Origin of the sequence: Streptomyces sp. NPDC048516 (assembly GCF_043199875.1) — a bacterium.
GTDB lineage: Bacteria > Actinomycetota > Actinomycetes > Streptomycetales > Streptomycetaceae > Streptomyces.
In genome coordinates, this window is record NZ_JBICWS010000003.1 from 308,185 (window position 1) to 328,430 (window position 20,246).

Consider the following 20,246-nt stretch of genomic DNA (forward strand, 5'->3'; position numbering starts at 1 on the left):
CGGTTCCCGGACGACCACGGCGGTACGCGAGGCCGGCCACGGCTGCTCTTGCTCCTGTTCTTGCTCCTGTTCTTGCTCCTGTTCCTGCTCCTGTTCCTGCTCCCGCTCCCCCGGCGCCGGGGACATTTCCTGGCGGCCGCACCGCAAACACGCGCCGCACCGCAGGCACCTTCCGCACCCGCCGCGCCGCCGTGCCCTGCCCCCCTACGAGACCACCACCCCGGCCGCTACCCCAGGAGGCATCCGGTGAAGGTTCTGCACGTCATTACGGGCCTCGACGTGGGCGGCGCCGAGCAGCAGCTGCGGTTGCTGCTGCGCCGGCTGCCCGCGCACTGCGAGGTCGTCACCCTGACCCGTCCGGGCCCGGTCGCCGAGGGCATCGAGGCCGACGGCACCCCCGTCACCCACCTCGGAATGACCGGGAACCGGGACCTGACCGCGCTCCCCCGCCTCACCGGGCTGATCCGCGAGGGCGGCTACGACCTGGTGCACACCCACCTCTACCGGGCCTGCGTCTACGGCCGGATCGCCGCCCGGATGGCCGGCGTACGAGCGGTGGTGGCCACCGAGCACTCGCTGGGCGACGCGGTGATCGAGGGCCGCCGGCTGACCCGGGGCGTCCGTACGCTTTACCGGGCCACCGAACGGCTGGGGACGGCGACGGTCGCCGTCTCGGACACCGTCGCCGCCCGGCTGCGCCGCTGGGGCGTACCGGAGCAGCGGATCCATGTGGTGCCCAACGGCATCGAGGCGCGCCGTTTTGCGTTCGATCCGGCTGCCCGGGCCCTGGTCCGCACCCGGCTGGGGCTGCCGCTGGACGCGTTCGTGGTCGGCGGGGCCGGCCGGCTGGTGCCCGGCAAGCGGTTCGACGTGCTGGTCAGGGCGGTGACCCAACTTCCGGGCGTCCACCTGCTGTTGGCGGGTGCGGGGCCGGAGCGGGAGACGCTGCGCCGGATGGCGGAGCAGTTCGGCTCGGGCGACCGGATCCATCTGCTGGGCGAGCGCGACGGGGCGGTCGACGCCGCGTTCAGCGGGCGGGCAACCGCCGCATGGGGAACCGCCGCAGGGGAAGCCGACCGGCGGGGCGCCGGCGCGCAGGGAGCCCACAGCCAGGCACCCCACACCCAGGCACCCCACACCCAGGGACTCCGCAGCCCGGCACCCCACGCCCAAGGGCCCCACACCCAGGGATCCGACGGCCCCGACATCCCCGGCCTGCTCTCGGCCATCGACGTCTTCGTCTCCCCCTCCCCGGACGAGGCGTTCGGGCTGGCCGTCCTGGAAGCGCTCGGGTCCGGGCTGCATGTGCTGTACGGCAGCTGCCCGGCGGTCGACGAACTGCCCGCCGACCAGGCCCCCGGCGCCCGGCACTTCAGCCTCGGCGTACACGAACTCGCCACCGCACTCAGGGAGTTGCGGCGCCACGGGCCGGGCCGGCTGCCGGTTCCGCCGGTGGTGCGGCGCTACGACATCACCCGCAGCGCCGAGGCGCTGATGTCCGTGTACGAGCAGGCGCTGGCCGCCGCCCCGACCCGGCGCCGGAGCCCCGCGGCGGTGCCTCCGCCGCAGGGCCGCGCGGCGGCGCTGTCCGCGGCGGCCGTCTCACTGCCGGATCCGTCCCGGTCGCCCGACCCCTCCCCGCTCTCGAACAGATAGGCAGTCCGGGGGCGGGCACACCCTTCCGCCCGGCGGTGTGCCCGCTCCGCCCCCACGGTCGCTTCCGTCCGTACCGCACCCAGAGAAAGAGCAGGGAGCTTCCATGTACGACCTCGTGGTGGTGGGCGCCGGCCCCTACGGACTCTCGATCGCCGCGCATGCGGCGGCGGCCGGGCTGCGGCTGCGGGTCCTGGGCCGGCCGATGGCCACTTGGCGCGACCACATGCCCGACGGCATGTTCCTCACCTCCGAGCCCTGGGCCTCCCCGCTCTCCGATCCGGACGGCAGCCACACCCTGGCCGCGTACGGCGCCGCCCGCGACCTGACCACCGAGCACGGTGTCCCGCTGCCGCTCGGCACCTTCACCGCGTACGGCAGCTGGTTCGGCGAACGGGCGGTACCGCAGACCGAGGAGGTCACCGTCACCTCCGTACGCCCGGACGGCGACGGCTTCCACGTCGACACGGACACCGGCGAGCGGATCGCGGCCCGGACCGTTGCGCTCGCCGTCGGCGTGATGCCGTTCGTCAACCGCCCCTGGCCGCTGCTCGAACTCCCCCCGCACCTCGCCTCGCACAGCAGCGACCACCGCGACCTGCGCCGCTTCTGCGGTCAGGACGTCACCGTGATCGGCGCCGGCCAGTCCGCGCTGGAGACCGCGGCCCTGCTCGCCGAACAGGGCGCCCGGCCCCGCCTCGTGGCCCGCGCCGACCGGCTGCGCTGGAACCCCCCGCCGCAGCCGCTGGAGCGCGGCCGGCTGCGCGCGCTGCGCGACCCGCACTCCGCACTGGGCACCGGCTGGCCGAACCGGCTGTGGTCACAGGCTCCCTGGGCGGTGCGCCGGCTGCCCGCCGCGACCCGGGTACGGATCGCCGAGACCGCGCCGGGGCCGTCCGGCGCCTGGTGGCTGCGGGAGCGCTTCGAGCAGGCGGTACCCACCTTGCTGAACCACCGGATCCGGGCGGCGGCCGCTCGCCACGACGGGGTGCGGCTCCACCTCACCCATACGGAGGGCGGTACCGAGACCCTGGACACCCAGCACGTGGTGGCGGCCACCGGATTCCTCCCCGACCTCGGGCGGCTGCGGCTGCTCGTCCCCCCTGTGCGCACCACGCTGCGGACGGTGGGCGGCAGCCGGGCGCCCGAACTGAGCTCCTGCTTCGAGTCGTCCTGGCCCGGGCTGTTCTTCGCGGGGCTGCTGACCGCCCCGTCGTTCGGCCCGTCGATGCGCTTCGTCCACGGCGCGGGCTTCACCGCGACGCGGCTGCTGCGCGGCGTACAGCGCCGGCTCGGCGACCGGCGCGGCGCCACCACCATCCCCCGCCCGGCGAGGGACAGCGCCCCGGCCGCGCAAGGGACGTAAGGTGCGCCCGCCCTGCGACCGGCCTCACTGACAGCGGTCGACGGCCTCGATGGTGCGGGCCGCCTCGCCCAGTGCCGCACGCAGCACGGCCGGGTCGGTGGCCGCGGCGCCCGCGCCCTCCGGGGTCACCAGCCAGCCGCTGCCGGTCACCGGGGGGTGCGCCGCGGCCCCTTCCCCGCACAGCGCACCCAGCGCGATACCTCTCCCTGAGGTCTGGGTACACGCGCTGCCCGGCACGTCCCAGCCCGCCGCGGTACCCGCGGGCACCAGAAAGCCGAGGGTGTCGCAGACCCCGTCGTGCAGGACCGGGCCGACGCCGTCCCGCAGCCGGAGGATGTCCACGGCTTCCAGCCCCTGCCGGGCGGGCACCGTCACGAGGTCGCACGCCTGCGCCGGTACGGCCGGTGCCCCGTCTGCGACGGCCTGGCCCGCGGACCCGTTGCCGCCCCTGCTCACGCCGGTCTCCCACACGGAGAACCCCTCCTCCTGCACACACCAGACCCTTTACACCGACTTCAACGGTCAGGCGTGTCAACAGCTACGGCGGCGTAACGCTGCAAAGGATGGCAGTTCATGGCAGATCGCACGCGAGATATCCGATTTGTGGCCAAACTCTGCGTATCGAAGCCATCACAGCCGGTACGGTCAACCCGCCGCACCGCCAGGAGGCGGCATCGTCACCTGATGGCACGGAGAGGGCACGGAGAGGGTCCGCCATGGCGTCGCCACCAGCAAGTTCAGCGTCGTCCCGCACCGTACCCGCCCGTCCGAACCTCGCTTTCCGACAGCTGCGCGGCCGGCTGTCACCAGGCGAGTTCGCGGCGGCGGTCCGACGGTCCGCCCGTGAGATCGGTGAACAGGTCTCGTGCGACGCCCGCTATGTGGGCCGCGTCGAGTCCGGGGAGATCCGGTGTCCGAACTACGCCTACGAGCGGGTGTTCCGGCACATGTTCCCCGGCCTCACGCTGCCCGACATGGGCTTCACGCCGCGCGAGGCGGTACGCGGACGGGGGGCGCGTACCGCGGCGGTCAGCGCCGCGCCCCTGGCAACCGACCCCGCCCACCGCGATACCTGTATCCAGATCCACGAGGAGAGCGACGTGCTGCGTCGCGCGTTCATCACCGGCGGCCCGGCGGCAGCCCTGGGCTTTGCCGCACTACACCCCATCGAGGCCACTGCCGCCACATCCGCCCATGTGCCGGGCCCGCGCGCCGCGGCCGGCCGCGCCGGTGCCGCCGAGGCCACCGCCGTCGAGGAGGCGGTCCGGCAGATCCGGCTGCTGGACGACCGGCACGGCGCGGAGGGCATCTACCGCCGCGCCACCCAGCCGCTGCGCGCCGCCTACGAGTTGCTGGACGCGGACGTCCAGCGCAGATCGGTGTCCGACCGGCTGCACGCGGGGGCGGGTGAACTCGCCATCACCGTCGGCTGGTTGGCGCATGACTCGGGCCGCTTCGGCGACGCCCGCTCGCACTACGCGGAGGCGCTGGCCACCGCCCGGGTCTGCGGCGATGCGGCCCTGGAAGCCCACGCCTTCTGCAATACGGCCTTTCTCGCCCGCGATGCCGGCCGTCCGCGCGAGGCGGTGCGCGCCGCCCAGGCCGCCCAGCAGGCCGCCCGGCATCTGGCCTCGCCGCGGCTGCTGTCGCTGCTGGCGCTGCGTGAGGCGGGCGGCTGGGCGGTGCTGGCGGACCGCGCCGGCTGCGAGCAGGCGCTGGCCCGGGCGGAGCGGCACTTCGCGGGCGGGCCGCGGGACGGCGACCCGGAGTGGATGTCGTTCTACGGCGAGGCCGAACTGGCGGGGCTGGAGGCGCAGTGCTGGTCGGCTTTGGGTGAGGCGGGGCGCGCGGTGGAGCATGCGCGCCGGGCGGTGGCGCTGCAGGACCCCCACTTCACCCGCAATATCGCCCTGTTCACCGCGGAGCTCGCGGGTGATCTTGCGGACAGCGGGCAGCCCGAGGAAGCCGCCACGGCCGGGGTCCGGGTGCTGACGCTGCTGGAACAGGTCCGCTCGGCCCGTATCCGGGCGATGCTCGACGGCACGGCCCGGAAGCTGCGGGCGCATCGCGACTGCGGCGCGGTCGCCGGCTTCCTGGAGCGGCACGCGGCATCGGCCGCATCGGAGGAGGACGCCACGGGGGGCGCGGGCCCTGTGGAGCGCGCGGGCCCTGTGGAGCGCGCGGGCCTTGCGGGGCGCGCGGGCCTTGCGGGGCGCGCGGGCCGCGCGGGCCCCGGCTGCTGATGGCGGCCGGGGGTGCGGCTCTCTCCGCCCCCGCCCCCACCCCCCAACCCACCCCCCGCCCCTCCCCCGAAGGGGGAGAGGGGGGAGGGGGGAGGGGGCGGGGCGGGGGAAGCGTCAGGGGTTCGGCGGAAGCGCCAGAGGGACGGCCGCCCCCCTCAGCCCCCAGCCCCTGAGCCCCTGAGCCCAGGCCCCCGGCGCCGCCGCCTTCTTCAGCCCAGGTGCCCGGTGTCGTTCCAGCGCTCGATGGCCGGTTCGCCGTAGGCCCAGCCGAGTACCGACAGGGAGGTCGGCTCCAGCCGGATCCGGGCGGCGAAGGAGATGTCCAGGCCCAGCCAGCGGGCGCCCAGGGAGCGCAGGATGTGGCCGTGCGCGAAGACCAGCACCTCGCGGTCGGCCGACCGTGCCCAGTCGACGACCTCGTCCGCCCGCGCGGCGACCTCGGCGAGCGTTTCGCCCTCCGGCACACCGTCGCGCCAGATGAGCCAGTCCGGCCGCCCCGACTTGATCTCGGCCGGCGTCAGGCCCTCGTAGGCGCCGTAGTCGAACTCCATCAGCGCGTCCCACGGCTGGGCCCGGTCGCCGAAACCGGCCAGCTCGCAGGTCTCCTTGGCACGCACCAGGGGGCTGGTGCGGACCTCGACGCCCGGCAGGCCGTCCCAGGGGGCGCGGTGCAGCCGCTCGCCCAGCAGCTTGGCGCCGCGCCGGCCCTCGTCCAGCAGCGGGACGTCCGTACGGCCGGTGTGCCTGCCGGACAGGGACCACTCGGTCTGCCCGTGCCTGGCCAGGAAAATGCGCGGTGCCATGGTCGTACCTCTCGCCGGCTTCCCGGCTGGTCGTTCTCGGTGCGGGCGGCGCTGACCGCGGGCTTTCCATCATCGCGCATCGGGTCGATTTGTCCCCGGCCGGGGCGGCCGCCCGGCCCTGACCGGCGGCGGGGTCCTGTCCCCGGCGGGAGCACGGTCCGGCGAGGGGGCGGGCCGGGGTCCGGCGGGGAGGCGGGCCGAGGTCTGCCGGGGGTCTGTCCACGGCCTGCCCGGAGCCCGCCCGGAGCCCGCCCGGAGCCCGCCGGGAGCCCGCCCGAGGTCCGCCCCGTGACGTGCCGGGGACTCGTCGGGACGGCGCCGCCGTACCACGTACGGCCGCCGCGGGGAGGGGTCTGCGCCGACGGCCGGCCCGTGGGTGGTCCCCCCGCATGTCAGTGCCGGATGCGAGACTTCCGCGGGTGAACGTTTTCCGCGACAGCCGCCCCGCGCCGGCCGCGCCCTCGGCCGAGTCGCCGACGGCCGCACCGAGCCCGCCGCCGGAGGCAGCTCCCCGCGTGGGCCGGGCCAGGCTCGCCGAGCTGCGCGGCCCCGGCGTACACCCCCGCCCGCTCGACGCCCGCGCCCTGGCCGCGCTGGCCGCCAACCCCGGCTGCCACCGCCGTGCGCTGCTGGACGGCGCGGGCATCGACAAGGGCGCGCTGGCCCGGGCGCTGGGCTCGCCCGCGGCGTACGGCCAGTCCCAGTTCGCCCTCGTCCGCGGCAATGCCTTCGAGGCCCGGGTGAAGGCCGACGGCGGCACGGAACTGCTGCGGCTGGTCCACGAACGGCTGGCACCCGGCACCCCGGCCCCCGCGCCCGAGGAGGTCGCCACCCCGGACCTGTCCGCGGCCGGGCCCGCGGGCCGGGCCGCGCGCACGGCGCTGGCGCTGCGCGACGCGACCGCGGCCGGCGCCTGGGCGCTGCTCGACCACCCGATGCTGGCCGTCGAGGTGGCCGGCTCGCCCGCCTATGTGGAGCCGGACGCGGTGGTGGTGCATCCGGACGGCAGTTGGACGGTCGTCGAGATCAAGTCCTTCCCGATGATCGACGGTTCGGCGGACGCCGCCAAGGTGGGCGCCGCGGCACGGCAGGCGGCGGTGTACGTCCTGGCCCTGGAGCCGGTGGCCCGGCACGCCGGCGCGCGCACCGGCCGCACGGTCCACGTCCGCGACCGGGTGCTGCTGGTGTGCCCGAAGGACTTCTCCAACCTCCCCACGGCCGCCGCCGTCGACGTCCGCAAACAACTGGCCACCACCCGGCGGCAGCTGGCCCGCCTGACCCGGGTCGAGGAGATCGCCGCCGCCCTGCCCGCACGGACCACCTTCGACCTGCGGCTCGCGGACGACGGGAAGACCGCGACCCGCCCGCCCGAGGAGCTGACCGAGGCCGTCGAGGCGGTCGGCGCGGCCTACGCCCCCGAGTGCCTGGCCGCCTGCGAGCTGGCCTTCCACTGCCGTACGCGCGCCCGTCAGGACGGCGCGGTGGAGGCGCTGGGGCGGGGCGTACGGGGCGAGTTGGGCGGCCTGCGCACCATCGGGGAAGTGCTGACGGCGGCCCGCCCGGACGGGGCGGACCCCGCGGACCCCGGCGAGGGGGAAGGCCCGGGCGAGGAGGCCCCGGCGGAGGAGGACCCGGCGGAGGAGGACCCGGCCGGGGCGGCGCTGCGCCGGGCCGCCGCGCTGCGCGCCGAGGCGCTGGCCTGTGCCGCCGTGCCGGCACCGCGGACAAAGGAGCCGGGATGTCACTGATCGAGACGCTGGCCCGGATGGAGGCGGTCGCCGCGGGCCGGGCGCGGCCGCGCTGCACGGCCCTGCACCGCCATCTGTCCGAGCGCCCTTTGGTCTTCGTCCCGTTGACGACCGCGGGCGAGGCCGGCGCCCCGCTGGGCGCGCTGGTCGGCACGGACCGCGAGAAGCCGGTGCTGCTGGCCGTTCCGCAGCCGCGCGACCGCGATCTGCGGTTCGCGTTCCTCGCCGAGCTGGCGGAGACGGTGCTGCCGTATGTGGACGGCTACGCGGACGCCATCGGGTGGGAGGAGCGCAAGGAGACCGACCCGGAGACCGGCAAGAAGGTCCCGGTGCAGGTCGAACTGTGTGCGGACGCACCGCAGTTGATCGTGCCCAGTGCCGCGGGGATCGAGTTCGTCCGGCTGCTGGGACGCTCGATGCGGTTCCGGCGCACGGCCGAGCAGGAGCCGGAGGCGCCGTATCCCGCGCCGCCGCACGTCCCGCTGCTGGGCCGCTGGCTGACCCACTTCGGCGAGCGGGCGCGGGTCCCGGGCGCGAGCCTGCTGCTGTCCATGACGGGCCTGCTGACCCGCCACTGGGCGACCGGCCAGAGCGTGCTGGAGGACCAGCACCTGGGCGCACTGCTGTCCTGGATCGACCCGCCGCCGGGGATGTCGGGCCAGGAGGCGGCCGAGCGTGCGGAGTCGGCGCGCGACGCGGCGGGACAGCTGCTGTGCCCGCCGGCCGGCCCGGCCACCGACCCGGCGTTCGACAACCGGCTGCTGGCCCCCGCGATGGCCCGCTACGACGCCGGGCTGCCGGGCGCCGAGGACGCGCTCCGCGCCCTGGTGGAGGGGCAGTTGCGGCCGACCTGGGACGCCGTCTGGCGCGGTCTCGACCTGCTGCGGGCGCTCCCCGAGGGTGCCCGGGTCGCCGACCGCTGGAAGCGCGACCGCTGGTCGTACACGGCGCACCGCGACCGGGTGCGCGCCGGGGAGCCCCCGCAGCCCCGGCAGGACGACGCGGTCACCGCCGCGCAGAAACTGTCCGCGCGGGAGACGGCCCAGGCCCAACTGGACGCCCAGGAAGCCCTGGACGATCCGCTGGTGATGGCGGGGCGGCGGCTGGCCGGCGAGGCGTTCCAGGGCACGGTCACCGCCGTCGAGATGGCCTTCTCCGAGGGCAAGCGGCCGATGCCGCGCCCGCTGGTCACGCTCCGGACGGCCGACCGCCCGCAGCTGTCCGGGGGCAGCAAGCTCTACCGCCCCCTGGCGGACGGCAAGACACAGACCGCCGAGTTCGTCGCGCCGGTGCCCGGGGAGCCGGGCGCCCTGGTGGTGCGGCTGACGGGCGGGATGGGGCGCGGGAAGACCCCCGAGCCCGGTTCGGTGCCGGAGCCGGACACACCGGTGTGCTGGACGCTGTTCGAACACGCCCCGCGCGGCGGCCCGGAGCTCCCGGACCCCGAGGACACCCCGTGGACCCACGGCGGCCCCCCGCCCGGTCCCCACGGCCCCACCGGCCCCGCGCAGGCGCCGTACGACACCCCCGACCCCGTGACCACGGAGGACTTCCTGTGAACCGTGCCCGGCGCCCGGCCGCCCCGGAGAGCATTGCCGTATGACGGCCCCTCAGGACTCCCCCGCTCCCGCCCCCGTTCCCCCGGCCAAGAGCTTCGATCCGGCCGCCGCGGCCGCCGCGGCGACCGAAGCGATCCTGCACGACACGCTGCACGGCTCCCGGCGCGGCGTGGTCGTCGACTCCCCGCCCGGCGCCGGCAAGTCCACCCTCGTGGTGCGGGCGGCCCGCGAACTGGCCGCCGCCGGACGCCCGCTGATGGTGGTCGCGCAGACCAACGCCCAGGTCGACGACCTCGTGCTGCGGCTCGCCGAGAAGGACCCCGAGCTGCCGGTGGGCCGGCTGCACAGCAGCGAGCCCGGCGCGTTCGACCCGGCGCTGGCCGGGCTGCCCGCGGTCCGCACGTCCGCGAAGGCCGCCGATCTGGCCGGGATGGACATCGTCGTGTCGACGGCCGCGAAATGGGCCTACACCAAGGTCGACGAGCCCTGGCGGCACGCCATCGTGGACGAGGCCTACCAGATGCGTTCCGACGCCCTGCTGAGCGTCGCCGGACTCTTCGAGCGGGCGCTGTTCGTCGGCGACCCGGGCCAGCTGGATCCGTTCAGCGTGGTCGGCGCGGAGCAGTGGGCGGGGCTGGCGTACGACCCGTCCGCGAGCGCGGTGTCCACCCTCCTGGCCCACAACCCCGATCTGCCGCAGCACCGGCTGCCGGTCTCCTGGCGGCTGCCCGCCTCGGCCGCGCCGCTGGTCTCCGCCGCGTTCTACCCGTACACCCCGTTCCGCAGCGGCACCGGCCACGGCGACCGCCGGCTGGCGTTCGGGGTGCCGGGCGACGGCTCGGGGCTGGACCGGGTCCTGGACGAGGCCGCGGAGTCGGGCTGGGGCCTGCTGGAACTCCCCGCCCGCCGTACGCCGCGTACGGACCCGGAGGCGGTCCGCGCGGTGGCGCAGGTCGTGCGCCGGCTCCTGGACCGCGGTGGCGCCGCGACCAGCGAGGCCCGGCGGGAGCCGGACGGCGGGGCCGCCGTCCCGGTGCCGCTCACGGCGGCCCGGATCGCGGTCGGCACGGCCCATCGCGACCAGGCGGCGGCCGTCCGCGCCGCGCTCGCCGAACTGGGGGTTTCGGGGGTCGCGGTGGACACCGCCAACCGTCTCCAGGGCCGCGAGTTCGATGTCACGGTCGTCCTGCACCCGCTCTCCGGCCGCCCCGACGCCACCGCGTTCCATCTGGAGACCGGCCGGCTGTGCGTGCTCGCCTCCCGCCACCGGCACGCCTGCATCGTGGTCTGCCGGGCGGGCGTCGCCGACCTGCTGGACGAGCACCCCTCGACGGATCCGGTCCGCCTCGGCGTCACGGTCAAGTTCCCGGACGGCTGGGAGGCCAACCACGCCGTCCTCGCCCACCTGGCGGAACACCGGGTGGCGTGGCGTCCTTAGGAAGCGTGACGTCTTCGGCGTGACGTCAGGAGACGTGGGCGTCCTTCAAGGAGGCGCGGCGTGCCGAGAGGCGTGGCGTCCCCGTCCTCTCCCCGGGCCGTGGAACGGGAGGGGCAGGCACCCGCGCCTGCCCCCTTGCGCGGGGCGGGACAATGGAATGCGGCACACGATCTGGAGGTAGGTACATGTCCGAGCCGCGACCGGCTCCCGACCCGCGTGGTACGGCGCCGGGACCACGGCGGATGAAGCCCGCGCAGCTGCTCTTCGAGCCGCCCGAGGCCGTCACCGACCCCGAGCACTTCTTCGGCCTGGAGTCGATGGAGGACTCGCGCGAGCTGCTCGGCCGCGCCACGGAGCTGGCTCTCGCCTTCCGCGCCGCGGCCGACCGCGCCACGGAGTTCCAGGCGCTGGCCGCCGCCCAGCTCGCCGACCCCAGCCGGTTCGACCGGATGCCGCTGGCCACGCTCGCCGAGCAGGCGGAGTGGACCGAGGACTACGCACAGAAAATGATCGAGTTCGGCCGCAGCCTGATGCGCAGCGGCAGCACCCTGCCGGGCGAGACGGACTGAGCGCCCGGCACGCCGGCCGCCCCGGGAACCGCTTCCGCGCCACACGCCCCCTACGGCTCATGGTCCATGATCATGAGCCGCTGGCATATGCAAGGGGTGCAAGATACCGGTTCCCGCGGCGCCCCGTCCCGTTTTCCACCAATCAGCTCAGCGGCCGGACGCCGCATCGGTAGACCTGTCCCCCATGACCGACTGGCTGCCTGAGACCCCCCGCACCCTGGCCTTTCCCACCGCGGCGTACGTCACCCTCGCGGGCGCCGACTGGCTCGCCTCCGCCAGCCCCCGCCCGGAGGAGATGCACACCCTGTGGGCCACCCGCCCGGCCGCCCCCAGCGCGCTGCCGTGCGGCACCGCCTTCGACGTGATCAACGCCCCGGCGCTCTTCGGACGGCGCATGGTCGACCGGTTATGGTCCGACGGCCCCGGCTCGGGGCCGGTGGCGGCACACCGCGGCCGCATCCTGCTGTTCGCCGCCCCGGGGACGGCCCAGCGGCTGCCGGCGCTGCTCGTCTGGGAGGAGTGGGCCGCCGCCGTTCCCCCGCTGCTGTGCCACGGCAGCGGCGACGCGGTGACCGTCCCGCCCCTGCACCCCCGCCGGGCGGCCGCCGGGGACGTGCCCGCCGACGCCACCGCTTTCCCGGCGCTCCCGGCCGCCGAGGACGTGGCCGCCCCGTCCTTCTCCCGCTGGCTGGTGGCGCCGGACGTCCAAAGCCCCTGGCTGCCCGGTCCGGACGTACTGCTGTGGGCCTGTGTGCGCGCCGCCCGCTCGCCGGCCGGTCCCGGGCGGGAAACCACAGCTCAGCACCGCGTTTCGGCGCTGACCGCGGGCTGAGACAAACCGATTTTTGTCCTCCCGGACCATGATGCTAATGTTTTCCCCGTCAGCAGGCGCCGCTAGCTCAGTTGGTTAGAGCAGCTGACTCTTAATCAGCGGGTCCGGGGTTCGAGTCCCTGGCGGCGCACAGACAGTCGAAGGCCTCCACTCCGGTGGAGGCCTTCGTCGTATGCCGGGCCGGCTCGCTCCGTGCCCGCCGTACGCCTCGCCCCCGGTCCGCCGGCGGGCGTCAGCCGCGCCCGACCTTGACCGCCCAGTCCCCGTCGGTCGTCCGTCCCGCGACCTGGACGCGCACGCCGTCCCGGGCGTCGTCCATGCTCTCCCCCACGCCCAGGGGCGCGTCGGCGAGCGGCGGGTAGACGGAGGTGCCGCCACAGGCCGAGGTGCCCGGGTGCCCGTCGAGGACCTGCACGGGCCCCGACCCGGAAGGGGTCTCGCTCCGCACGCGGTAGACCAGGACGCCTTCGGTGCACAGGGAGCGGTCGTTGCCCATGGCACCGCGTGCCTCGATGGCCAGTGCGCTGTCGGGCCCCGTACGGACCACCAGGAGCCGCGGCCGGCGCTGGGACCGGGGCTCCGCGGGGGCGGAGAGGGTACGCAGCGAGTGCAGGGCGGGGCTGGTCAGATCGACGCAGTCGACCTGGCTGTCGGCGATCCAGCCCAGCTTCCACTTGTGCCAGGCGAAGGGGTCGGGCGCCAGGCCGAACTGGCTGCCCATGAGGTCCCAGTCACCGACGTAGGTGTCCCAGTCACCCTTGCCGCTCCGCGGCCGGTGATAGAGGTCCGGCAGATCGAAGACGTGCCCGGTTTCGTGCGCGAGGACATTGCGGTCGGGCGGGCTCTGCTCGAAGACGGTGACGAACCGGCGCAGATCGCGGTCGTCGGCGCGCATCGGCTGTTCGAGGTTGACGACCTTGGTGGCGTCCGAGTCGACGCCGGGGGCGTCCGGGTCGGCGACGAAATAGACCACGTCATAGCGGCCGAAGTCGATGGACGGGTCGGCGGCGGCGACCGCGTCGCGCAGATAGTCCGAGCGCCGGCCGGCGTCCCAGTCGCGCCGTATTCCGTAGGAGACGGACGGGCGGGGCATCCGGACCCAGTGGCGCTGGATGTGCTCACGCAGCCGGAACCTTCCGTACGAGGCGCGGTCGAAGAAACCGGAGGTGGCGGGGAAGTAGGCGCGGGAGAGCTCCTGCGGGGCGGCGGACGGCCGGGCGTCCGGGAAGGAAAGGAAGATCATGACGGCGTTGAGCGGACGGTCCGGACGCGGGTAGGCGCCGTTCCAGGTGTCCAGGCCCTCGGAGTGGTGCGCGTCGGTGCGCCCCAGGGCGCAGGAGAGGGCGGCCTCGGAGGCGGTGGCGGGTCCGGCGACGATGGAAGTCGCGATGAGCGCGCTCAGAGAGGTGACGACGGCCGCGACGCGCCGCAGACGGCGGCGATCCACCCCGTCGGGTGTCCGGGCGCGCGGCACATCTACCTCCAGGGACGGATTCGGAGACCTCATCTACCCTGTGGCGATTTAATGCTATTCGTCCTGTTTTGCGGACCCGGAAGAGTGACCGGCGCGCCTTCATTGCTTCGTAACGGAAAGTCACAAACAGCCAATGGGGCATTCGGTACGAACAGAGCCGGGCAGAAATGGCTGAAGATCCGTCATGCGAGCGGATGATCACGGCTGCGTCGCTGGATCGGCCGTTGCGCCAGCCTCTATGATCGCCACACTTTCCAGCGCGAGATCCACCCTCCATCACGAGACAGCGCCATGCGGGAGCGAGCAGTGAGCGGACACCCCGACAGTCCGGGCCGCACGCCCGGAGCGACGCTCCCCTCAGTGACGGAGCGTAATGGTACGACCAATGCATCCGCCGATGCCCGGCGCACCCCGGCCGGCCGCCGCGACGACGCCGCGGCCTCGCTCGGCGACTACCGCGCCACCTTCCACGCCGCGCGGCTGGCGATGGCCGTCCTCAACCGCGACGGCCTGGTCCTCGCCGCCAACTCCGCCTTCGGGGAACTGGTCGGCGCCGACCCGGCCGAGCTGGTCGCCGCCACCGCGGCGGACCTCACCGACCTCGGCGCCGACCCGCTGGTGTGGACCGCCTACCGCGAGGTGCTGTGCGGCCGCAGCGACCGGCTGCGCTGCACCCGCCGCCTCAAGCACCCCGAGGGGCACTCCGTCTGGGTGGAGGTCACCGTCGAGCCGCTGACGCCGGAACCGCTCAGCGGCGAGGAGCGGATGCTGCTGTCGGCGGCGGACATCAGCGACCGGCACGATCTGCTGGCCCGGCTGCGGCATCTGCAGATGCACGATCCGGTGACCCGGCTGCCCAACCGGGCGCTGTTCTTCGAGCGGCTTTCCGCCGCGCTGGAGACCGCCTCCTTCGCCCCGTCCGGCACCGGCCGGATCGGGCTGTGCTACCTCGATCTGGACGGCTTCAAGGCCGTCAACGACACCCTCGGGCACCGCGTCGGCGACCGGCTGCTGAGTGCGGTGGCCCAGCGGCTGACGCGCTGCGCGGAGAGCGCGGCGGACCGCGGGCCGGGCCGGACGGGGCACCTCGTCGCGCGACTGGGCGGTGACGAGTTCGCTCTTTTGGTGGAGGACTCCACCGGCACCGACCAGCTGGCCGAGCTGGCCCAGTCCGTCCTGGACGCGCTGCAGCGCCCGTTCGACCTGGCCGGGCAGCGGTTGTCGGTGTCGGCGAGCATCGGCGTCGTGGAGCGGACCGCCACCGGCACCACCGCGACCTGCCTGATGCAGGCCGCGGACACCACGCTGTACTGGGCCAAGGAGGACGGCAAGGCCCGCTGGACGCTCTTCGACCCGGAACGCAACGCCCACCGGATGACCCGGCAGGCGCTCTCCAGCACCCTGCGGCCGGCCGTGGACCGCGGCGAATTCACCCTGGAGTACCAGCCGCTGGTCGGGCTGGACGACGGCCGGGCGCAGGGGGTGGAGGCGCTGGTGCGCTGGCGGCACCCGCAGTTCGGGACGCTGTCGCCGAATCGGTTCATCGCCCTGGCGGAGGAGAACGGCGCGATCGTCGAGCTGGGCCGCTGGGTCCTGGAGCGGGCCTGCCACCAGGCACGGGCCTGGCAGCTGGCGCACCCCGGCCAGCCGCTGTTCGTCAGCGTCAATGTGGCCGTACGTCAGGTGTGGGACTCCGACCTGGTCGCGGATGTCGCCGGGATCCTCGCCGAGACCGGGCTGCCGCCGCGGCTGCTGCAGCTGGAGCTGACCGAGTCGGCGGTGATGGGCTCGGCCGGGCGGCCCCTGCAGGCCCTCCAAGCACTCAGCGACATGGGCGTACGGATCGCCATCGACGACTTCGGCACCGGCTACTCCAACCTCGCCTACCTCAGCCGCCTCCCGGTGTCCGTACTGAAGCTGGACGGCTCCTTCGTCCGCGGCTTCCGCTCGCAGGAGCACCCGAACCCGGCGGACGAGATGATCGTGGAGGCGCTGGTGGCGCTGGCGCACCGGCTCGGCCTCACGGTCACCGCCGAGTGCGTGGAGAGCACCGAGCAGGCCGAACGGCTGCGCCGGATCGGCTGCGACACCGGGCAGGGCTGGCTCTACTCCCGTCCCGTGGCCCCCGACCGGGTCGAGGCCCTGCTCGACGCGGGCCGCCGCACGGGTGCCTGAGGGCCCGCGCGGACACGGGACGGGGTAGCGGCCGGCGCGGCCGGAAACCGGCGCCCTACGCCGGCAGTCCGTACGCGTCCGCGATCAGCTCGTACGAGCGCAGCCGGGCCGGGCCGCCGTGGGCATTGGCGGTGATCATCAGTTCGTCGGCGCCGGTGCGCTTGGCGAGATCGTCCAGGCCCTGGCGGACGGTGTCCGGAGTGCCGTGGATGACATTGCCGAGCCAGTTGTCGGCGAAGTCCCGCTCCATGCCGCTGAAGGCGTACGCCTCGGCCTCCTCGGGGCTCGGCACCAGCCCGGGGCGGCCGCTGCGCAGCCGGACCATGGACAGCGCGCCGGTCAGCACCTGGCGGCGGGCCTCCCGCTCCTCCTCTGCGGCCAGCGCCGCGACTCCGATCAGGGCATACGGCTCGGACAGCACCTCGGAGGGACGGAAGGACGCGCGGTAGAGGTCCAGGGCGGGGAGGGTGTTGGCCGCGGAGAAGTGGTGCGCGAAGGCGAACGGCAGACCGAGGGAGCCGGCCAGCCGCGCGCTGAACCCGGAGGAGCCCAGCAGCCACAGGGGCGGCCGGTGCCGGGACTGCACCCCGCCGGGCGAGGTGGCCTGCACCGGGCCGGGGACCGCGTGGATCCTGGCGTAGGGGTGGCCCTCGGGGAAGGAGTCGTCGAGGAAGCGGGTCAACTCGGCCAGCTGCTGGGGGAAGTCTTCCGCCCCTTCGTGCAGCCGGTCCGTCCGGCGCAGCGCCGCGGCAGTGGCTCCGTCGGTGCCCGGCGCGCGGCCCAGGCCCAGATCGACACGGCCGGGGGCCATCGCCTCCAGGGTGCCGAACTGCTCGGCGATCACCAGCGGCGCGTGGTTGGGAAGCATGACGCCACCGGAGCCGAGACGGATGCGCTCGGTGTGGGCGGCGAGGTGGGCGAGCAGCACCGCGGGCGAGGAGGAGGCCACGCCGGGCATGGAGTGGTGCTCGGCGACCCAGTAGCGGTGGAAGCCGCGGCGTTCGGCCGTCCGGGCAATGCCGACGGCCGTACGGACCGCGTCGGAAGCGGTGTGGCCGGCGCCGACCGTCACCAGGTCTAGCACCGACAGGGGAACCGGAGCGGTGCCCGGTGCCGCGCCCCGTATACCGTCACCGCTTTCGCGGATCGCCTCGTCGCCGCCCTGGGCCTTGTCGCTCTCGCCGCTCACGTGCGGGTCCTCCTCGCGTCGGTGGTCTGCGAGGAGGACAACCGGAGACGTTCTCCACTTATTCCCGGGTCAGATTCCGGGTCGGATCCCGGGTCAGATTCCGGGTCGGATTCCCGGGTCGGACCGGGGGGGTCCCCTAGGCGTGCGCCGTCCGCGAGAAGAGGGTGCCGAGCACCGGGCAGGCCATCGTGCGGTCGAGCAGCCGCAGTCCTTCCCAGACCGTCACCTGATTGGCGGTGAGCACCGGCTTGCGCAGCTCCGCTTCGAGGGCCGGCAGATGTTCGGCGGTGTGCAGTGCGGTGTCCGGCAGCAGCACCACCTCGGCGTCGGGATGGTCACCCGCCCGGGCGAGCGCCAACACCTCCTCGCTGCCCCAGGTGCCGACCTCGGCAGCGGTGATGATGCCGCTCCCGCGGGTCGAGACGACCTCAGTGCCGGCGGACTTCAAGAACGCGTGGAAGCGCTCGGCCACGTCGTCGGGGTAGGTGGCGGCGATCGCCACCCGCCGGGCGCCGAGCGCCTGGACGGCATGGGCGAAGGCGAAGGAGGTGCTGGAGGCGGGCAGGCCGGCGGTGACGGACAGCTCCCGGACCTGTTCGTGGGCGCCCTCCCAGCCGAAGACGAAGCTGGCGCTCGTACAGGCCCAGACGACCGCCTCGGCGCCGCGCTCCTTGAGCTCGTCGACACCGGCCGCCAGCCGCCCTGCGGAGCCCATCTCCAGCAGCGCGTCGACCCGGTGGGCGTCCTCGCCGATGTCGGTGTGGACGAGCGGCAGACGGACCACGCCGCCCAGGAGCGATTCGAGCCGGGGGTAGTCATCCTCCGCGGAGTAGCCGGGGTAGAGGAAGCCGACCGATGCCATGCAGTTCTCCCTTGCGTGTACGGCTGCGGGTGCAGGGGCGTTCGTGGAGACGGGTGCGTTCGTGAACGCGGGTGCGTTCGTGAACGCGGGTGCGTTCGTGAACGCGGGTGGTGCTGGGTGCGGAAGGGGAGCTGCCGGCGGGTGGGACCACACCGGCAGCATCCGTGGTGGTGCGGGCAGGCACGGGCCCGTCTCACACCGGGGGCAGACCTCCCGTGTCCTCGGGCGGATAGGGCGGGGTTTCCAGACCGTCGAGGGCCTCCCCGTCCGGTACCGCGGCGGATCCGGCGAAGGCGGCCTCGGGGGTCGGCCCCGTCAGGCCTTCGCCCGGTCCGGCCGGCTCCGATCCGGTCATCGCGGCCGGCCCGCGGCGCGCCACCGGATCGAGCAGCGCCTGGTACGGGCCGACGGCCTGGACGCCGATGGCACGCAGCGCGGCCCACATCGTGACCTGGTTGGCGGACAGCACCGGCATCCGCAGCTCGGCCTCCAGCTGCGGGATGACGTCGTAGGTCGGCAGGTTCGTACAGCTGATGAAGAGGGCATCGGCGGAGCCGACGACGGCCGCGCGGGCCATGTCGACGACGTCGCGGTACGGCACCTTCCAGATGTGCCGGGTCAGCCCGAGGTAGGCGCGGCCGGTGACCGTGATGCCTGCTTCACCGAGGAAGTCCTCCAGGGAGTCGGTGACCGATTTCGTATAGGGCGTGACCACGGCGATGCGCCGTGCGCCGATCTCGCGCAGCGCTTCGATCAGTGCGCCCGATGTCGTGAGGGAGACAACCTCCCCCGCCTGGGCCATGGCGGCGCACATGGCCCGCTCGCCCGCCACCCCGGCGACAAAGCTGCCGGACGTGCAGGCATAGGAGATGACCTGCGGTGATACCGCGCACAACGCCTGGACGGCGGCGTGCAGCGTTTCGTGCTCGCTGACCAGACGGGCCAGATCCAGGCTGACCTCGACGGGCACAAAAGGGGTGCGGGTGAGGTGGAGGGACACGTCGTCGGGGACCCAGCGCCACAGCTCTCTGTCGAGAGCGAAGTCGAAGGGAGCGACGACGCCCACGCCGAGCTGCGGCTGTGGGCCACCCAGAAAAGAGACGTCCATGAAGGCCCCTAGAACAAAAACGAAGGGCTGAGATGGCCAGGCCAGTGGCCGGGGATGAGGTGCAGCCGGATCAAGCCGGGACGTCGGAACAGAGCCGTTGTTGACACGGTAGATACGACTTCTTAGCGTGGTCAATCCTCGCATCCCAGGCATCTGTCGGCGCCCCTTTCCATGGAAAGGGGCTCACGTTTCAGAACGGTTTCTGGCCATGTCCGAAAGCACCGTCCTCGTCCTCGGTTCCGACCCGCCGCCGAAGCTCGACCGGCTCGCCGGCCGGGCTCGGGTGATCTTCACCGATGAGGATTCGCTCGCTGACCGACTCCCCACCGCCGACGTGCTGTTGGCCTGGGATTTCACCTCCGACGCGATCCGCAGAGCCTGGCCGGAGAAGGGCCCCAGGCCCCGGTGGGTGCACACCGCGAGCGCGGGTGTGGACCAGCTGCTGTGCCCGGCGCTGATCGCCGACGACACCCTGGTGACCAACGCCCGGGGGGTCTTCGAGCAGCCGATCGCCGAGTATGTGGCCGGGCTGGTGATCGCCATGGCCAAGGACTTCTACGGAAGTTGGGAGCTGCAGCGGCAGCGGCGCTGGCAGCACCGCGAGACCCTGCGGCTGGCCGGCAGCCGGGCGGTGGTGGTGGGCTCCGGGCCGATCGGCCGGGCCATCGGCACCACTCTCCTGGCACTGGGTGTCAAGGTCGATCTGGTCGGCCGCCGGGAGCGCCGGGACGACCCGGAATTCGGCCTCGTCCATGCGAGTGACGCACTGAACGCCCTCCTGCCCCAGGCGGATTGGGTGGTCTGCGCGGCGCCCCTGACCGAGGCGACCCGCGGCCTGTTCGACAAGGCGGCGTTCTCCCGGATGCCGCCGCGGGCCCGGTTCATCAACATCGGACGCGGGCCGCTGGTCGTCGAGGACGCCCTGGTCGCGGCGCTGCGCGAGTGGCGGATCGCGGCGGCGGCACTGGACGTCTTCGAGCAGGAGCCGCTGCCGGCGAACAGCCCGCTGTGGGACGTTCCGCATCTGATCGTCTCGCCCCATATGAGTGGCGACACCCTGGGCTGGCGGGATGCCCTCGCCGAGCAGTTCCAGGACAACTTCGACCAGTGGTCGGCCGGCAAGCCGCTGCACAACCTCGTCGACAAGCGGCTCGGGTACGTACCGGTGCGGTGACGGCGCCGGCTGCCGGACCGGGCGCGCCACCCCGCCCCCGCCACCGTCCCGCC

Annotated in this window: 16 protein-coding genes and 1 tRNA gene; 11 read left to right on the forward strand and 6 right to left on the reverse strand. The window is 74.2% G+C overall.

Features of this window, described 5'->3' with window-relative positions; translation table 11 throughout:
- The first annotated feature begins 246 nt into the window (after positions 1–246).
- Positions 247–1,656 (forward strand): glycosyltransferase, encoded by a 1,410-nt coding sequence (locus tag ACGFR7_RS08520; protein ID WP_393314853.1) that lies wholly within the window; start codon positions 247–249, stop codon positions 1,654–1,656.
- A gap of 103 nt (positions 1,657–1,759) precedes the next feature.
- On the forward strand, positions 1,760–3,019 hold the full coding sequence (locus ACGFR7_RS08525; RefSeq protein WP_393314856.1) for an NAD(P)-binding domain-containing protein: 1,260 nt from the start codon (positions 1,760–1,762) through the stop codon (positions 3,017–3,019).
- A gap of 24 nt (positions 3,020–3,043) precedes the next feature.
- On the opposite strand, the gene ACGFR7_RS08530 is transcribed toward ACGFR7_RS08525, so the two are convergent.
- Positions 3,044–3,490: a hypothetical protein gene (locus ACGFR7_RS08530; RefSeq protein ID WP_393314859.1), complete on the reverse strand. Its 447-nt coding sequence runs from the start codon at positions 3,488–3,490 to the stop codon at positions 3,044–3,046.
- Between the two features lie 245 nt (positions 3,491–3,735).
- Here ACGFR7_RS08530 and ACGFR7_RS08535 point away from each other — a divergent pair, with 245 nt between their 5' ends.
- Positions 3,736–5,262 (forward strand): tetratricopeptide repeat protein, encoded by a 1,527-nt coding sequence (locus tag ACGFR7_RS08535; RefSeq protein ID WP_393314862.1) that lies wholly within the window; start codon positions 3,736–3,738, stop codon positions 5,260–5,262.
- A gap of 209 nt (positions 5,263–5,471) precedes the next feature.
- Here ACGFR7_RS08535 and ACGFR7_RS08540 read toward each other — a convergent pair whose 3' ends face one another.
- Positions 5,472–6,065, reverse strand: coding sequence for a histidine phosphatase family protein (locus tag ACGFR7_RS08540; RefSeq protein WP_393314865.1), 594 nt, complete (start codon positions 6,063–6,065; stop codon positions 5,472–5,474).
- Between the two features lie 389 nt (positions 6,066–6,454).
- Here ACGFR7_RS08540 and ACGFR7_RS08545 point away from each other — a divergent pair, with 389 nt between their 5' ends.
- From ACGFR7_RS08545 to ACGFR7_RS08570, 6 genes are all read left to right on the forward strand, one after another.
- Complete coding sequence (locus ACGFR7_RS08545) at positions 6,455–7,813, forward strand: hypothetical protein (RefSeq protein WP_393314868.1); 1,359 nt, start codon at positions 6,455–6,457, stop codon at positions 7,811–7,813.
- The gene (locus ACGFR7_RS08550; RefSeq protein WP_393314871.1) at positions 7,804–9,372 is read left to right on the forward strand and encodes a hypothetical protein; all 1,569 of its coding nucleotides are present in this window, start codon (positions 7,804–7,806) and stop codon (positions 9,370–9,372) included. Before ACGFR7_RS08545 ends, ACGFR7_RS08550 begins: the two co-directional genes overlap by 10 nt.
- A gap of 40 nt (positions 9,373–9,412) precedes the next feature.
- On the forward strand, positions 9,413–10,810 hold the full coding sequence (locus ACGFR7_RS08555; protein ID WP_393314874.1) for an AAA domain-containing protein: 1,398 nt from the start codon (positions 9,413–9,415) through the stop codon (positions 10,808–10,810).
- A gap of 185 nt (positions 10,811–10,995) precedes the next feature.
- Complete coding sequence (locus ACGFR7_RS08560) at positions 10,996–11,379, forward strand: hypothetical protein (protein WP_393314877.1); 384 nt, start codon at positions 10,996–10,998, stop codon at positions 11,377–11,379.
- 184 nt (positions 11,380–11,563) lie between these two features.
- Positions 11,564–12,211, forward strand: coding sequence for a bifunctional DNA primase/polymerase (locus ACGFR7_RS08565; RefSeq protein ID WP_393314880.1), 648 nt, complete (start codon positions 11,564–11,566; stop codon positions 12,209–12,211).
- Positions 12,212–12,267: 56 nt separating this feature from the next.
- Positions 12,268–12,341: transfer RNA gene (locus ACGFR7_RS08570), tRNA-Lys, on the forward strand.
- Positions 12,342–12,443: 102 nt separating this feature from the next.
- Here the strand turns inward: ACGFR7_RS08570 and ACGFR7_RS08575 are convergent.
- Entirely contained in the window at positions 12,444–13,685 is a 1,242-nt protein-coding gene (locus ACGFR7_RS08575) for a M6 family metalloprotease domain-containing protein (RefSeq protein WP_393315361.1), read from the reverse strand.
- 360 nt (positions 13,686–14,045) lie between these two features.
- On the opposite strand from ACGFR7_RS08575, the gene ACGFR7_RS08580 reads away from it, so the two are divergent.
- Complete coding sequence (locus tag ACGFR7_RS08580; RefSeq protein WP_393314883.1) at positions 14,046–15,860, forward strand: putative bifunctional diguanylate cyclase/phosphodiesterase; 1,815 nt, start codon at positions 14,046–14,048, stop codon at positions 15,858–15,860.
- A gap of 55 nt (positions 15,861–15,915) precedes the next feature.
- On the opposite strand, the gene ACGFR7_RS08585 is transcribed toward ACGFR7_RS08580, so the two are convergent.
- The 3 genes from ACGFR7_RS08585 to ACGFR7_RS08595 all read right to left on the reverse strand — a co-directional run bounded on the left by ACGFR7_RS08585 (position 15,916) and on the right by ACGFR7_RS08595 (position 19,019).
- Positions 15,916–17,049, reverse strand: coding sequence for an LLM class flavin-dependent oxidoreductase (locus ACGFR7_RS08585; RefSeq protein WP_393314886.1), 1,134 nt, complete (start codon positions 17,047–17,049; stop codon positions 15,916–15,918).
- Between the two features lie 136 nt (positions 17,050–17,185).
- Positions 17,186–17,911: a decarboxylase gene (locus ACGFR7_RS08590; RefSeq protein ID WP_393314889.1), complete on the reverse strand. Its 726-nt coding sequence runs from the start codon at positions 17,909–17,911 to the stop codon at positions 17,186–17,188.
- Positions 17,912–18,104: 193 nt separating this feature from the next.
- Positions 18,105–19,019 carry a decarboxylase gene (locus ACGFR7_RS08595; protein ID WP_393314892.1) on the reverse strand — a complete coding sequence of 305 codons (915 nt, stop codon included), beginning with the start codon at positions 19,017–19,019 and terminating at the stop codon, positions 18,105–18,107.
- A gap of 208 nt (positions 19,020–19,227) precedes the next feature.
- Here ACGFR7_RS08595 and ACGFR7_RS08600 point away from each other — a divergent pair, with 208 nt between their 5' ends.
- The gene (locus ACGFR7_RS08600) at positions 19,228–20,193 is read left to right on the forward strand and encodes a D-2-hydroxyacid dehydrogenase (protein ID WP_393314895.1); all 966 of its coding nucleotides are present in this window, start codon (positions 19,228–19,230) and stop codon (positions 20,191–20,193) included.
- Positions 20,194–20,246 lie beyond the last annotated feature (53 nt).

Coding starts and splice junctions, on each gene's coding strand:
- ACGFR7_RS08525 (WP_393314856.1), top strand. CDS start 1,760: ATGTACGACCTCGTGGTGGTGGGCGCCGGCCCCTACGGACTCTCGATC.
- ACGFR7_RS08535 (WP_393314862.1), top strand. CDS start 3,736: ATGGCGTCGCCACCAGCAAGTTCAGCGTCGTCCCGCACCGTACCCGCC.
- ACGFR7_RS08540 (WP_393314865.1), bottom strand. CDS start 6,065: ATGGCACCGCGCATTTTCCTGGCCAGGCACGGGCAGACCGAGTGGTCC.
- ACGFR7_RS08545 (WP_393314868.1), top strand. CDS start 6,455: ATGTCAGTGCCGGATGCGAGACTTCCGCGGGTGAACGTTTTCCGCGAC.
- ACGFR7_RS08550 (WP_393314871.1), top strand. CDS start 7,804: ATGTCACTGATCGAGACGCTGGCCCGGATGGAGGCGGTCGCCGCGGGC.
- ACGFR7_RS08555 (WP_393314874.1), top strand. CDS start 9,413: ATGACGGCCCCTCAGGACTCCCCCGCTCCCGCCCCCGTTCCCCCGGCC.
- ACGFR7_RS08560 (WP_393314877.1), top strand. CDS start 10,996: ATGTCCGAGCCGCGACCGGCTCCCGACCCGCGTGGTACGGCGCCGGGA.
- ACGFR7_RS08565 (WP_393314880.1), top strand. CDS start 11,564: ATGACCGACTGGCTGCCTGAGACCCCCCGCACCCTGGCCTTTCCCACC.
- ACGFR7_RS08590 (WP_393314889.1), bottom strand. CDS start 17,911: ATGGCATCGGTCGGCTTCCTCTACCCCGGCTACTCCGCGGAGGATGAC.
- ACGFR7_RS08595 (WP_393314892.1), bottom strand. CDS start 19,019: ATGGACGTCTCTTTTCTGGGTGGCCCACAGCCGCAGCTCGGCGTGGGC.
- ACGFR7_RS08600 (WP_393314895.1), top strand. CDS start 19,228: ATGTCCGAAAGCACCGTCCTCGTCCTCGGTTCCGACCCGCCGCCGAAG.